The sequence below is a fragment of the uncultured Winogradskyella sp. genome (assembly GCF_947501905.1).
Taxonomy (GTDB): Bacteria; Bacteroidota; Bacteroidia; order Flavobacteriales; family Flavobacteriaceae; genus Winogradskyella.
The window spans coordinates 440418-455863 of the sequence record NZ_CANMXL010000001.1 but is presented as its reverse complement, the minus strand read 5'-3'; the positions used below and the strand labels follow the sequence as shown (position 1 = coordinate 455863).

Annotated in this window: 12 protein-coding genes; 2 read left to right on the top strand and 10 right to left on the bottom strand. The window is 34.4% G+C overall.

All coding sequences use genetic code 11. The features are described 5' to 3' along the window. Nucleotides 1-5 precede the first annotated feature (5 nt). Both Q0770_RS02210 and Q0770_RS02205 read left to right on the top strand, forming a co-directional pair. Nucleotides 6-1277 (top strand): amidohydrolase family protein, encoded by a 1272-nt coding sequence (locus Q0770_RS02210; RefSeq protein ID WP_299113554.1) that lies wholly within the window; start codon nucleotides 6-8, stop codon nucleotides 1275-1277. A gap of 6 nt (nucleotides 1278-1283) precedes the next feature. Continuing rightward, entirely contained in the window at nucleotides 1284-2117 is an 834-nt protein-coding gene (locus Q0770_RS02205; RefSeq protein ID WP_299113552.1) for a M23 family metallopeptidase, read from the top strand. A gap of 36 nt (nucleotides 2118-2153) precedes the next feature. Here the strand turns inward: Q0770_RS02205 and lspA are convergent, their stop codons facing one another. The 10 genes from lspA to Q0770_RS02155 all read right to left on the bottom strand — a co-directional run bounded on the left by lspA (nucleotide 2154) and on the right by Q0770_RS02155 (nucleotide 15406). Then, a complete protein-coding gene (gene lspA / locus Q0770_RS02200; protein WP_306420454.1) occupies nucleotides 2154-2645 on the bottom strand; it encodes a signal peptidase II in 492 nt (163 codons plus the stop codon). Between the two features lie 13 nt (nucleotides 2646-2658). Beyond that, nucleotides 2659-3552, bottom strand: a complete 894-nt coding sequence (fabD, locus tag Q0770_RS02195; RefSeq protein WP_299113550.1) for an ACP S-malonyltransferase — start codon at nucleotides 3550-3552, stop codon at nucleotides 2659-2661. 50 nt (nucleotides 3553-3602) lie between these two features. Beyond that, nucleotides 3603-5156 (bottom strand): NAD(P)/FAD-dependent oxidoreductase, encoded by a 1554-nt coding sequence (locus tag Q0770_RS02190; protein WP_299113549.1) that lies wholly within the window; start codon nucleotides 5154-5156, stop codon nucleotides 3603-3605. A gap of 83 nt (nucleotides 5157-5239) precedes the next feature. Continuing rightward, complete coding sequence (locus tag Q0770_RS02185; protein ID WP_299113548.1) at nucleotides 5240-8821, bottom strand: M1 family aminopeptidase; 3582 nt, start codon at nucleotides 8819-8821, stop codon at nucleotides 5240-5242. A gap of 21 nt (nucleotides 8822-8842) precedes the next feature. Further along, complete coding sequence (locus Q0770_RS02180) at nucleotides 8843-9727, bottom strand: ABC transporter ATP-binding protein (protein ID WP_299113546.1); 885 nt, start codon at nucleotides 9725-9727, stop codon at nucleotides 8843-8845. Between the two features lie 155 nt (nucleotides 9728-9882). Further along, on the bottom strand, nucleotides 9883-10812 hold the full coding sequence (locus Q0770_RS02175) for a dihydrofolate reductase (protein WP_299113544.1): 930 nt from the start codon (nucleotides 10810-10812) through the stop codon (nucleotides 9883-9885). 33 nt (nucleotides 10813-10845) lie between these two features. Next, entirely contained in the window at nucleotides 10846-11670 is an 825-nt protein-coding gene (locus Q0770_RS02170) for a thymidylate synthase (RefSeq protein WP_299114061.1), read from the bottom strand. 167 nt (nucleotides 11671-11837) lie between these two features. Next, nucleotides 11838-13634: a NupC/NupG family nucleoside CNT transporter gene (locus Q0770_RS02165; RefSeq protein ID WP_299113541.1), complete on the bottom strand. Its 1797-nt coding sequence runs from the start codon at nucleotides 13632-13634 to the stop codon at nucleotides 11838-11840. A 10-nt stretch (nucleotides 13635-13644) separates the two neighbouring features. After that, entirely contained in the window at nucleotides 13645-14259 is a 615-nt protein-coding gene (locus Q0770_RS02160; protein WP_299113539.1) for a bifunctional nuclease family protein, read from the bottom strand. Nucleotides 14260-14443: 184 nt separating this feature from the next. Then, the gene (locus tag Q0770_RS02155; protein ID WP_299113537.1) at nucleotides 14444-15406 is read right to left on the bottom strand and encodes an electron transfer flavoprotein subunit alpha/FixB family protein; all 963 of its coding nucleotides are present in this window, start codon (nucleotides 15404-15406) and stop codon (nucleotides 14444-14446) included. Between the last annotated feature and the right edge of the window lie 40 nt (nucleotides 15407-15446).

Here is a 15446-nt window from a genome sequence, read left to right as displayed (position 1 = left end):
TAGATATGAAAGCATTATTAAAATTTGTTGTTTTATTATTTGCCATCAGTGCATTTGGTCAAAATACGTATTTGCATTGTGGGAAACTCGTAGATACAAAATCTGGAAAGGTTTTAAGTGAGAAGACAGTTATTGTTTCAGGAAACAAAATAATAGATGTAGTTGACGGATATGCTAAGCCAGAATCAGGCAATGTAATAGATTTAAAATCTAAAACAGTCATGCCAGGTTTAATAGATATGCATGTACATATAGAACACGAAACCAACCCAAAACGATATTTACAAGCTTATACTCAGAATGATGCAGATGTAGCATATAATTCTTTGCACTATGCAGAAGTTACATTAATGAATGGTTTTACAACCGTTAGAGATTTAGGCGGCTCTGGTGTAAATGTATCTTTACGTAATGCTATAAACCAAGGAAAAGTAAAAGGGCCTAGAATATTTACTGCTGAAAAAGCATTGGCGACAACAGGTGGGCATGCAGACCCAACCAATGGTGCTAAAAAGAGTCTTATGGGGAATCCTGGACCAAAAGAAGGTGTTGTTAATGGTGTTGAAGATGCAAAAAAAGCTGTAAGGCAGCGTTATAAGAATGGTGCAGATTTAATAAAAATTACAGCAACTGGCGGCGTATTGAGCGTTGCTAAAAGCGGACAAAACCCACAATTTACTATTGAAGAAATCAAAGCCATTTGCGAAACAGCTAAGGACTATGGGTTTCATGTAGCTGCTCACGCTCATGGAGATGAAGGCATGCAACGTGCTATAATAGGTGGTGTAAAAACCATTGAGCATGGCACGCTAATGAGTACAGAAACAATGGAACTCATGAAAAAACACAATGTGTATCTGGTGCCTACGATTACTGCAGGTAAGTTTGTTTCAGATAAAGCAAAAATAAAAGGGTATTATCCCGAAATTATAGTGCCTAAAGCTTTAGAGATTGGACCTAAAATTCAAGATATGTTTGCCCGTGCATACAAAAATGGAGTAGGTATTGCATTTGGTACAGATGCTGCAGTTTTTTTTCATGGTGATAATGGGAAAGAGTTTGGTTATATGGTCGAAGCAGGTATGCCTGCGATGGAAACGCTTCAAAGTGCTACGGTAACAAATGCTATGATTCTAAAAAAGGAAAATGAATTAGGTCAGATTAAAAGTGGTTTTATTGCAGATATTATAGCAGTTAACGAAGACCCAACTAAAAACATTTCTACAATGGAAAATGTAGTCTTTGTAATGAAAGAAGGTAAGGTTTATAAGAATTAAGATAACATGAAAAAATTATTTATAATACTGCTACTATTATTTTTTGCAGTTTCAAATACTCAAAATAGAACTTGGATAGATTCTTATACATCTAATTGGGAAAAATTTGAAGGGGGTACCAAGCTGATGGCCAATAATGATAATTGGCTGCCTATAACATTTGTATTAGATTACCATCCTGAAAACCTTAAGGCTGATAAACTAAATGGAACTTATGTGGTTGTCCCTCCTAGAACAAAAAATTATGAAGTAGTACGATTTGATAAAATTGACAAATCCAAAGGATGGAAATTTAAAAAAGGAAATACTAGAACTTATTTAGGAGATTTAACAGATACTGAGTATGATGAAAACTATATTTATGATTTGCCTTTTGAAACCAATAAATCTTTTAAAATTGGGCAAGGTTATAATGGAAATATATCTCATCAAAATAAATTTGCACTAGATTTTGACATGCCAGTAAATACTAAAGTATTAGCATGTAGAGATGGAATTGTTGTACAAGTGGTTAAAAAGAATTCTAAGCGTTGTAATGAACCAAAATGCGCTGAGTTTAACAATCTTGTAAAGATTTTACATGATGACGGTACAATAATGCAATATTTACATTTTAGACAAAATGGTGTTAGAGTTCGTCTTGGGCAAAAAGTGTCTAAAGGTCAGTTAATTGGCTTAAGCGGTAATGTAGGCTGGAGTACGGCACCTCATTTACATGTAGATTTATACCTTACCGATAAAAATAATAAATATAAAACTTTAAGAACTAAGTTTAAGATTAATAAAAATGATATTGTAGACGAACTTAATAAAGGTCAGACTTATTTGAAAGGGTATTAATTAGGAAAGGCTTTTTAACTAGAATAACAAAGAATCTTAGTTTTGTTTCTTTTTCATGATAAAGTTGCTGAAAATTAGCATAAACATTCCTGTCGTCACAGCAACATCGGCAATATTGAAAATTCCTGTTTTAAATACGCCTCCTAAATCTATAAATAAAAAATCAGTTACTTTTCCAAAAGCAAAGCGATCAAAAACATTAGCTAATCCACCACCTACAATACAACAAAAAGCAATAAGACTTGTACGATCTAAGTTTTTGGTTTTTATGATATAATAGATAACATAACCTAAAACAAGTAAAGGCAATAATTTTAAGAATATAAAATGAAGTGTTGGATGCATATCGCTACCCATTCCTAAAAAAGCACCTTCATTATAAACATTAGTCATTATAAACTTCTGACCAATTAATTCGATTTCTTCACGAGGACTTTCACTAATATTAGCTCTAACCAACACTTTTGAGATTTGGTCAATAGCAACATTAAAAATTATGATAAGCGCGATAAATAGATTTCTGTTCAAAGTCAATGGATATTTAGGCGTTAGTTTCAAATGTAGCAGAAGCTGTTTCTGCATCACGGTTAATTTTTCTTACTAAGCCTTGAAGTACTTTTCCTGGACCTACTTCAGTAAAATGTGTAGCGCCATCAGCAATCATTTGTTGTACGGATTGTGTCCAACGTACAGGAGCGGTTAATTGAGAAATAAGATTGGCTTTAATTTCATTTTCATCTGTAATTGCAGAAGCAGTTACATTCTGATATATTGGGCAGTTTGGTTTACTAAAAGTGGTATTCTCAATTGCTGCAGCTAATTCTTCACGAGCTGGCTCCATCATTGGTGAGTGGAATGCACCACCGACCGGTAATACCAATGCACGTCTGGCACCTTCTTCTTTTAGAGCTTCACAAGCTCTGTTAATAGCCTCAACTTCTCCTGAAATCACTAACTGACCTGGGCAGTTATAATTTGCGGCAACTACAACACCTTCTGTAGTGGCACATATTTTTTCTACAATATCGTCATCTAACCCTAAAACAGCCGCCATGGTACTTGGTTGAATTTCGCATGCTTTTTGCATAGCTTGAGCACGTTGAGACACTAATCTTAAGCCATCTTCAAAGGTTAATGCGCCAGCAGCAACTAATGCAGAAAATTCTCCTAAAGAGTGACCAGCTACCATATCTGGTTTAAAGCTATCACCTAAAGTTTTTGCTAAGATTACGGAATGTAAAAAGATAGCTGGTTGTGTAACTTTGGTTTGTTTTAAGTCTTCTGCAGAACCTTCAAACATAATATCTGTGATAGAGAAACCAAGAATATCATTAGCTTTTTCAAAAAGCTCTTGTGCTAAAGGCGAATTTTCATAAAGGTCTAATCCCATTCCTGAGAATTGCGCACCTTGTCCAGGGAATATATATGCGTTCATTTTTAATTTCAAATTAGTGGTGCAAAAATAGGATAAATATTCTTAATTATTTACTTACAAGCCGCTTCTGCACAACGCTCGCCATCCATAGCTGCAGAGACTATACCACCAGCATATCCGCCACCTTCGCCACATGGGAAAAGATTAGAAATTTCAGGATGTTCTAAAGTCTCTTTTCTAGGAATACTAACAGGAGATGATGTTCTCGATTCTACACCTATAATATTTGCTTCTTCAGTATAGAAACCTATCATTTTATCTCCAAAAGCTTTAAAGCCTTTTCTAAGTGAACCGCCAATGAGTTTGGGAAATAAAGAATGTAATGGTGATGATTTTAATCCTGGTTGATAGGATGTGTCATTTAAGTCTGTTGATAATTTGCCTTCAACAAAATCAGTTAAACGTTGTGCTGGTGCTGTTTGGGTACGACCACCAGATGTAAAGGCTAGACGTTCTAAATTCTTTTGATACTCAAGACCTTTTAATGCGCCAAATTGTTCGTATTTATACAAATCACGTTCTGCATTTATCTCTACCACAATACCAGAGTTGGCATATTTATTATTTCGTTTAGAAGGTGACATACCATTAACAACAACTTCACCATTTGCAGTAGCTGCAGGAACAATAAAACCCCCAGGACACATACAAAATGAATACACACCACGATTATTTACTTGTTGTACTAAGCTATAGGCTGCAGCTGGTAATAATTCATTACGAGGCTCGCCTTTGCAATGGTATTGAATACCATCAATAATGTGTTGCGGATGCTCAACTCTTACGCCCATGGCAAAAGATTTGGCTTTTAATGCAATTTGTTTTTTATCAAGTAAGTAGAATATGTCCCGTGCTGAATGACCAGTAGCTAAAATAACTTTGTCAACGTCCAATTCTTTTTCATTTTCAAGCTGAATACTAACAATCTTACTATCCTTTATCTTAAAGTCTGTAACTCTAGATTCAAAATGTACTCCGCCACCAAACTCTAGAATAGTTTCTCTTATATTCTGAACAACTTTTGGTAATTTATTTGTGCCTATATGCGGATGCGCATCAACTAAGATTTGTTCTGTAGCACCATGAAAAACAAGATTTTCAAAAATACGTCGGACATCGCCACGTTTTAGACTTCTTGTATATAATTTCCCATCGCTATAAGTACCTGCGCCACCTTCACCAAAGCAATAGTTAGAATCTTCGTTAACGAAATGGTCTTGGTTTATGGCTTTGAGATCGCGACGACGATCTTGTACATTTTTACCACGTTCTAATACTATAGGTTTAAAACCTAACTCAATGCAACGTAATGCCGCCCACATACCAGCTGGGCCAAAGCCTATAATGTGTATGGGTTTTGCTTTAGATACATCTTTATAATCAAAGCTATACTCTGAGTTTTCAGGCATAGGTTCGTTGATATAAACTTCAACTTTATAATTAAACATGATATTCTTTTTACGGGCATCGATAGATTTTCGTAAAACTTTAATACCGTGAATTTTCGATTTGTCAATGTCTAAATCGTAAGCCGCTTTGTTAAGTAAACCATCGGGTTTTCCTTCTTGATGTAAATTTAAACGAAGTTGAAAGGCTTTAATCATGTGGCGAAATTAGCAAATTATATATAAGAACACCCTAACTACATTAAATAGATAGGGTGTTTTTAATTATCGCATGATTTTTATTATTCTTCTATACTCAGACCTTTGATGTTATCCTTGTAAACACGGTCAATTAAAATATGTCTAGGGTCGATTGCAGCCTTTGCAGGAAGCGAATCTAACTCTACAGTTAAAGAAGATGTATCTGTATTAAATTTAAGTCGTTTTTGTTCATATAATTGGTCTTCATCGTCATCCATAAAGAAACCAATATCTATCCAATCATTCATTGGAACACGAGTCTCATTACCTAAGCTGTCGGACTTTATTTTATAGCTTTCTATATCTAACTTTACTTGATATTTACCGTTATCTAATTTTTTGTAAGTCGCTTCTTTAAGTCTATTATCATACAAAGTGATTTCTTTAAACCAATCTGTAATTAAATAACTTAATGAATCTGGAACTTGAGGCTCTAAATGACGTAAAAAGTCATGAGTACTTGGATATGGCGGTGCATTATATTTATACTCATCTAAAAAGTTTTTCATGGCGATATTTACTTTGTCTTCGCCTATATAATCTTGAAGTGCATAAAGTATTGCACTACCTTTTCCGTAGTGAATGTATGCTTGATCTTCTACTTTATAAAGTGGCAGCTCTTTGAGTCTTTCTCCACTGCGTCCAGATAAATAACGGTCGTGATCGTACTTTAAAAACTTACGCATTTTCATTGGATTTTTAGTAATATTCTTCATAGTCATATTTGCAGAATACTGCGAGAAACTCTCACTAAGCATTGTACCACCTTGCATATCGGCTCCAATTAATTGATGTGCCCACCACTGGTGTCCCATTTCATGTGCAATCACAAAATCAATGACGTTGTTGTCTGTTTCATCTTCAAGGTTAACAATAAAACCAAAAGATTCAGCATAAGGCATAGTCCCGGGAAATGCTTGTGCAAAATTTGCATAGCGAGGAAATTCAATAATTCGCGCTTGTTTATGGTAATATGGTCCAAAATTTTCCGTGTAATATTCTAAAGAGCGTTGAACCGCATCTAGCATCATGTCAATATTGACAGTATGTTTTTCGTCATGATAGATTTCGATATCTACGTCATTCCATTTGCGCTTTGCAATCTTATAATCTGCCGATATAAATGAATAGAAATTTAAAGAAGGTGTGTCTATTTTGTAATGGTAGTAGTTTCTGCCATTATCTATCCACTGTTTTTGTAATGAACCGGGAGCAATTGCCACTTGGTCATCGGATGTAGAAATTATAGTTTCAACATTAATAAAATCACCTTGTTCACCAGATAAGTAATTACCCATATGTAGCTTTGTCACACCGGGTGTTAACTTTGGAGAACGTTCTTTTTTAGGTAAGCCATACTTTTTACGGGTATTTCTATCATTAATCTCGTAACCTTCATTATAGCCCATTGTTGGTAATATACTTCCATTATTAAAGAATGTTCCGTTCTTAACCACCATAGTACTGCCACGGTTGTTTTTAAATCCTTTAGTAATATACTTAGTATCTAAATTAAATGTTGTCTTTTCGCCTGGTTGCAAGGGAGAGGACAATTTATATATCTTAAAAAGATAAGTGTCATCTTCGAATACAACTTTGGAATTAGGGATGCTCAGCTTTGAGTCCCATTCTTCTTGAAAATATACATGAATTGAATCCATAGCCTTATCTGTGGCATTCATTACTTCTATTTTAGCCTTTACAGAAATGTTTCTTTCTTTTGGAAAAATATCAATAAAGTATTTGGTGTCCGTAACTTTTGGAGAAGCTACATTTCTATACTTACTATAGGTTTCTTCGTAATCTACAGCAAGCTGTTCTAAGGTATCACCTGATTTGTATGTGTTTAATACTTGAGTATTATAATAAACAAATGCCGCAACTGCTAACCATGAAAGAGTAGCACCAATAATTACACCTCTATAACTTTTAGGGACTTCTTTTCGAGCTGTTTTAATTCGACTCAATAACGAGCTTTTAGAACCGCGATTCCATAAAGCTCCAGCAATTAGTAACGCTAATACTGAGAAAAAAGTCCAATATAAGTTAAACCATAAGGCGCCTTTTAGGCCAGGGCCAAAGCTATTCATGTCTGAATACAAAACTGATGGGCCGCCACCTACGTCTACCATATTAGAGTTGATGTCTAGAATATTTAGAACAATCTCTAAAACAAGTAGTATAAGAATGGCAATAAAATAGCCGATATACTTGTTACTCGATAAGACTTGTACCAATATGGTTACTGCACCAAATACAATGAATAAAGGTAAATTATCATAGAAAAAATCTAATAAATAAACATCGACTTCAATACGTGTAAAACCATTTAATAATTGGTATATAATACCTATTCCGATAAAGAAAAGATTTAGGATAGTAGCTATACTGATTAACGATAAAGTCTTAGCGGCCATTGAGATAAATGATGTATGTGCTGTAGCATCAATAACTTCATTAATTTTATTATCTCTATCTCGCCAAATGAGTTCTCCACTAAAAAATACTACAATAATGATGATAAATATATCTGTATTGTCTTTTATGGAATCAATGAGTTTATAGGTCACAGGATATGACTGTAATCCGAAATACTCAAAACCACCAGCAAGGTCCGTTACTAAAATAATAATGCAGAATAAGAATAGAATTTTAAAGGTCACACTCTTAATGATACTCAAAAAGTTGGTATAGAAAAAACTCTTGAATTGTTGCCAATTAGTAGTGCCAGTAAAAGATGGATTAAGTTTTGGTAAGTCGAAAATCTTATCAGCTTTAGTGGCTCCATTCTTAACTTTTTTAACCTTTTTATTTTTCTGTTTGAATGAAAAATTAAAATATGAAAGCATTAAAATAACAAAGCCAACTGCAACCCAAATTAATCGATTATATAATAATAGTCCAGAGAATCCAGGACTTAATGTATTTTTTTCAACAGGGGTATAGTATTTGGTTTCAATAGAGTAGGTGTTAATACCAAACATATCTGTTAAAGCAGCAACTGTTTCGTTATCTACATCCGAAGCAAACGAACCTGCAACAATATATGCTACGATAATCACTAAGCCACCAACAAAAGAAATAACTGTGCTTTTCCACTTGTTTGCCATGGCAAAAATTACAGTTCCAGCTAGAAACATATTAGGTAAAATGAAAAGCAAATAGTTGTTGATGAAAGCTTCTATATAGAAAGGCCCAAAACGTTCTGTATCTATCCAATTAAAAATGGAGTTTAAATACGTGCCCAGTAGCATTCCTATAAATACACCAACTAATGGAAGTGTAGATACAAACAATGCACCTAAAAAGCGTCCAAAGTAGTACCCTGGTTTACTTAATGGTGTGGTAAATAATATTTCGTTAAACTCGTTATTATGATCACGTAACGCTGCATTATTAAAAAATGCTACAGCCATTAATAAACTGAAAATGCAAAATATTGTAACATGAATTGTCAAGGTATAAGGCGAGTTTCTGTATACATTACCTATAGCGCCACCTACTTGTACGTTGTCACTTACTGTGGCAAAAAACTCCATTAAGCCCAAGATGAACATAAAAATATACACCATAGGTTGTTTTAAGGTGTACTTTAATTCTGAAAGAAAAAATGTCTTAAACATGATATATGAGATTAATGAAGATTAAACAAGTACGTTTGCTGTATTGATTTTTGAAAAGAAAACATCCTCCAGATTTGGAGTCACTTGTTCAAAACCATTTTGCGGATGGTCTTCACTATATACATGTATTAAAGGTTGGCCACCAACCATTTTATTAGAGATAATTTTATAGTCTGCGGCGTAGTCTTTAAGCTGGTCTCTGTCCACTATTTTTTGAAACACTTTACCGCCGAGATTATCAATGGCGCTTTGTGGTGATCCCTGATATACGATTTCACCAAAATTCATAATCGCCATTTTGGTACATAGCTCTCTAACATCATCAACGATATGGGTTGAAAGAATCACAATAACTTCTTTACCTACATCTGCCAAAAGATTATAAAAACGATTACGCTCACCTGGGTCAAGACCAGCAGTTGGCTCATCTACAATGATAAGCTTTGGATTTCCAATTAAGGCTTGTGCAATACCTACACGTTGTTTCATTCCTCCAGAAAATCCTTTTACTGACTTGCTGCGTTTATCATATAAATTTACTTTATCCAATAAATAGTTAACAAGTAACTTACGTTCTTTTGGGTTAGTAATACCTTTTAAAACTGCGATATGATTTAATAATTGTTCGGCAGTAATACGAGGATACACGCCAAACTCTTGAGGTAAATATCCTAAAACTTTTCTAAGATCTGCAGGCTGTTTTAAGATGTCTATATCGTCTAAACTTGCCGAACCAGAGTCTGCTTCTTGTAAAGTTGCCAATGTACGCATGAGTGATGATTTTCCTGCGCCATTTGGTCCTAAAAGACCAAACATTCCGTTTTCGAGTTCTAGACTAACGTCATCTAATGCCTTTACACCATTAGCATATGTTTTTGATAAATTTGAGATTTTGAGTGTGCTCATTAGTTGGAGTTTTTTGATTGATAGTTTTTAGTAAGACGACCAATTTTTGCATGTGTTACAGTGGCCATTAATATTTCGATTCAATTTATAAAAAAGAATCTATACTTTAAAAGACGTTAAATAGACAAGAATGGTTGCCTGAGGTATGTTGCTAATTATTTACGATCGTATGTGATAAAAGAAAATGCATGTGCATGTTTCTCATCTGCATCATGTGTAGTTCTGCTAATTTCTTTCCATATTGAGGTGTTTATTTCTGGAAAAAAAGTATCAGCATCATCAAAAATAGAATGGACTCTTGTGATTTCTAATTTGCTAGCAATGGGCATGGCTTGTTTATAGATTTCGCCACCTCCAATTATAAACGGATTGTCGTCTTTACGAGCAGCATCTAAAGCATCAGCCATAGAGTTAACAACAATCACACCTTCTGGAGCCTTATAATCTTTTTGTCGTGTAATAACAACATGTATTCTATTAGGTAATGGCTTTGGAAAACTTTCAAAGGTCTTACGGCCCATTATAATATGATGCCCATTGGTTAAGCGCTTAAAACGTTTTAGGTCATCACTTAAATGCCAGATAAGGTCATTATCCTTACCAATAGCATTGTTTTCACCAGCAGCTACAATTATAGTTAATTCAGATTTGTTTTTTACAGAACTTATTTTTGAAGATTGTGTCTCTTCTTTCATCTGTATTTTAGCAATCTTAGTTTCTTCTTTAAGTAAGTTAGCTTTGAGTTGGTCAATACGTTGTTGTTGTTTGGCAACTAGTCTATCTAACTGTTGTTTCTCCCAGTCTTTACTCATAAACTTATTAGTGATAAAGACATTTACAAAATGATAGACAAATAAAAATAACCAAGCCAGAATTGCATAGACAAACCAATTGATATCAGCTATTTTAAAGTCTTCGCCTATGCCTAAAACAGTGTTGGCAATAATTAAGAAAACAGCGCCAATTAAGAAAACTACAAAATGGATATAGAGCCTTTTCTTTTGCTTAATGCGTTTTTGTGCATTTTCAATAAGCTCTAATTGGTCTTTATCTATAGATGGAGTCTGTTTCTTTTTTCCGAACATATAACATTGTATCTTAAGTAAAGATAATAATTCTTATACAGCAACAGCACCTTTAATATGAGGATGCGGATTGTAATCTACTAAAGTAAAATCTTCAAAATCGAAATCAAAAATATCTTTAACCTCAGGGTTTAAAACCATTTTTGGTAATGGTCTGCAATCACGAGATAATTGTAATTCTAATTGCTCCATATGATTGTTGTAAATATGGGCATCACCAAACGTATGAATAAAATCACCTGGTTGGTAACCGCATACTTGCGCCATCATCATTGTGAATAAGGCATAGGACGCAATATTAAAAGGTACACCTAAAAAGATATCGGCACTGCGTTGGTAGAGTTGACAAGATAATTTTCCGTCAGCGACATAAAACTGAAAGAAGGCATGACATGGCGGAAGTGCCGCTTTACCATTTGCTACATTATCCGAAAAGGACTTTGAAGTGTCTGGCATTACCGAAGGGTTCCATGCAGAAACCATCATTCGGCGACTATCAGGACTATTCTTTAGAGTTTCTATAACGTCTTTAATTTGGTCAATTTCATCATTGTTCCAGTTGCGCCATTGATGGCCATAAACCGGTCCTAAATCGCCATTTTCATCGGCCCATTCATTCCAAATACGCACACCATTTTCAGTAAGGTAATTAATATTAGTATCACCTTTTAAGAACCAAAGCAGTTCGTATATTATAGATTTAAGGTGTAATTTTTTTGTAGTTACCATTGGGAAACCGTCACTTAAATCAAAGCGCATTTGGTAACCAAAAACACTTTTAGTCCCTGTTCCTGTTCGGTCCCCTTTTTCGTTGCCTTCAGCTAATACGTGCTTAACTAAATCGTGATATTGCTTCATATTCATTTCCCACAGAAATGGGAATCTCATTAAATTAATAAAAGCAGCGAATTTTAGATTCTTCTACTGCGCTCAGAATGACAAAATCATTCGATGATAAAAATAAAAAAAAGCCTTAAACGATAAAGTTTAAGACTTTTAATGATATAAAAAGTTATTAACTAAAATTATCCTATTATCATACCTGCAATAGTAGCAGAGATTAGCGATGCAATTGTACCACCAATTAAAGCTTTCATTCCAAACTTTGATAATTGCTTACGTTGCCCTGGAGCTAACGAGCCAATACCTCCAATTTGAATACCAATAGAAGCGAAGTTCGCAAAACCACAAAGCATGTAGGTTGCCATGATTACTGATTTGTTATAATTTAAATGCGTAGCATTTGCTACATTTTTTAAATCTGCTAGCTGGATATAGCCTATAAATTCGCTTGCAGCCAATTTAACACCTAATAATTGTCCCATTAGTGCCATATCTTGAGATGACACACCGATAAGCCACATTAATGGTGCAAAAGTATAGCCCAGAATTAGCTCAAGAGATAATGTTTGGTATGGCGTGTTTGCCATGACCCACTCGTTGATGGTTGTGACATCACCAACCCAGCCCAAAATGCCATTAATCATTGCTATGAATGCTACAAAGACGAGTAACATTGCACCGACATTTACAGCTAACCTTAAGCCTTCGGTTGTACCATTTGAAATTGCATCTAAAATATTTGCTCCTATTTTTTCTTGAGAGACTTTTACTTCTGTATTTATGTTCTCGGTTTGCGGGTATAATATTTTTGAAATCACAATAGCACCTGGTGCTGCCATTACAGATGCAGCTAACAAATGCTTAGCGTATACTAATCTTAGTGCTGGGTCATCACCTCCGAGAAAGCCGATATAGGCTGCTAATACTGCTCCGGCAACAGTTGCCATACCACCAATCATAACAAGTAGTATCTCGGACTTGTTCATTTTTTCTAAATAGGCCTTTATCAATAAAGGTGCTTCGGTTTGCCCTAAGAAAATATTACCAGCAACGCTTAAGCTTTCCGCACCTGATATTTTAAGAAGTTTAGACAATAACCAACCAAATGCTTTAACTACTTTTTGGATAATCCCTAAATAGAAAAGTACCGATGTTAATGCAGAGAAAAATAATATGGTAGGTAATACTTGGAAAGCGAAAATGAAGCCATAAGAATTAACATCCATAACTCCGCTAAACAAAAACTCACTACCAGCTCTTGTAAAATCTAAAATATTGATGAATACCTGACCTATACTTTCAAAGATGGTCTTTACAAATCCCACTTTAAGAACTCCAATGGCAATGATAAGTTGAAAAGCCAATCCAATACCAACAGTTTTCCAATTAATAGCTTTACGATTACTGCTAAACAAAAATGCAATAAAGATTAACGTGACCATCCCCAAAGCACCTCTCCATAAGCTTGTTAATGAGAAACCTTCACTTGGGATTATAGTATCTTGAACTTCTTCTTTTGGGAGGAAGTTTGGATGTTCGGAAGAAATATAAGTTAATACTTCATTTCCATTCTTTAATTCCAACAGATTAGAATCTTGCTTTGTAATCTCATAATACACGTCAACAGTTGTTGGAACTTTTTGTTTGAAAACAAGAAGATTATTATTCTGAAGCCAAATACCTTTTTTAAAGGTGTTATTTAAAATTGAGACGTATTCTCCGTTTTTTCCAAGGCTAACAAATTCTTTTCCTTTTGTAAACTCTTTTTTAGTTTGAATACTATCTGGATATTTTTCATAGATAGTATATTCATATAGTTGCCAATCATTGATTTTATAATCTACTACCTCAGCTACATTAATTGAGTTGGTTCTTTCTTCAATTTGAGCACTTATAGAATCAGTTGTTTCCTCTAATTCTTGCGCGCTAATTGTTAGTCCAAAAAAAATAGCTGTAATAGCTAATAAAAAATGTTTCATGTGAGTGGGATTAACGTTTAGAAATTTCATCTCTAATCTTTGCTGCAACTTCATAATCTTCATTAGCTACGGCTTCATCTAAAAGTGTATGTAATTCTTCTAATGACTTTTCTTTATATATATCATCGCCAAAAGCAGTCGTTTCAATTTCTTCTGCAATAAGCTCATCCATTAAAATACTATCTTGATCTTGCTCATCCTTTTTAGGGTTAACTTTAAGATAGATTCCGGCTTTGTCTAATATGTTTTTGTAGGTAAAAATTGGTGCTTGAAAACGTAGTGCTAATGCAATAGCATCACTTGTACGGGCATCAATGATTTCTTCTATATTATCACGTTCGCAAATAAGACTAGAATAAAAAACACCATCTACTAACTTGTGAATAATAACTTGCTTTACGACTATTTCGAATCTATCAGAGAAATTTTTAAATAAATCATGAGTTAATGGTCGTGGTGGACGAATCTCTTTTTCTAGAGCAATAGCTATAGATTGAGCTTCGAAAGCGCCAATAACTATTGGTAATTTTCTATCACCATCTACCTCATTTAATATTAAAGCATAAGCGCCATTTTGGGTTTGGCTATACGAAATGCCTTTTATGTTTAAACGTACTAAACTCATAATTTACCCGATAATCGAGATTTTAAATATTTCGAATTGAAATCCGAATAATTTCGTTTTATAACACCTTGAAATTTGACTTATTTTCGAAGCGTTATGAAACACAAAGAACCGTTTAAATTTTGACTTTAGCAACTGCCAATCAAATCTAAACGGTTCATTTATTATAATTTCAAAAGAATAATTAAGCGTTTTGCGCTTTAAAAGCTTTTAGTTTTTCTGTTAAAACAGGAACAACTTCAAACGCATCACCAACAATGCCATAATCTGCAGCCTTAAAGAAAGGTGCTTCTGGATCCGTATTAATAACCACTTTTACTTTTGAAGCGCTAATACCTGCCAAATGCTGAATAGCTCCAGAAATACCAATAGCAATGTATAAGTTTGTAGCAACAGGTTTTCCTGTTTGCCCTACGTGCTCACTATGAGATCTCCAACCTAAATCTGATACGGGTTTAGAACATGCAGTTGCTGCACCTAAAACTTCAGCAAGATTTTCTACTAATCCCCAATTTTCAGGACCTTTTAATCCACGACCGCCAGAGACTACAACTTCTGCATCTGCAATAGTCACTTTTCCAACAGCTTTATCAACAGACTCTACAGAAACTCCAGAATCTGCAATTGATGGAGAGAAATCTTCAACTGAAGCTGAACCTCCAGATTCTACTAATCCAAATGAATTATTAGATAATCCAACTAATTTTACATCTGTATTGATTTCTGTATTAGCAAAGGCTTTATTAGTAAAAGCTGTACGTTTTACAGTAAATGGCGATAGGTTTGATGGCTTTTCTACCACGTTAGAAACATATCCTGCTTCTAAGCCTACCGCTAATAAAGGTGCTAAATATTTGCTATCTGCACTAGAACTTACTATTGCTACAGTAGCGCCTTCTTGTTTTGCAGCTTGCTCAATTACCGATGCATATTGTTTGGCGTTAAAAGTGTTAAGCGCATCGTTATTGACGTTAAGAACTTTAGAAGCGCCATAATTTCCTAAAGCATCAGTGTCATTTGCATTAATAGCAACTGCTGTAACGCTAGTTCCCATTTCATCTGCAATTGCTTTGGCGTAAGACACACACTCTAAAGCTGCTTTTTTTAATTTTCCGTTTTCCGATTCTGTATATACTAAAACTGACATATTTTCTTTTTTAAATGGTTATAAACTTAGTTTTATTCAA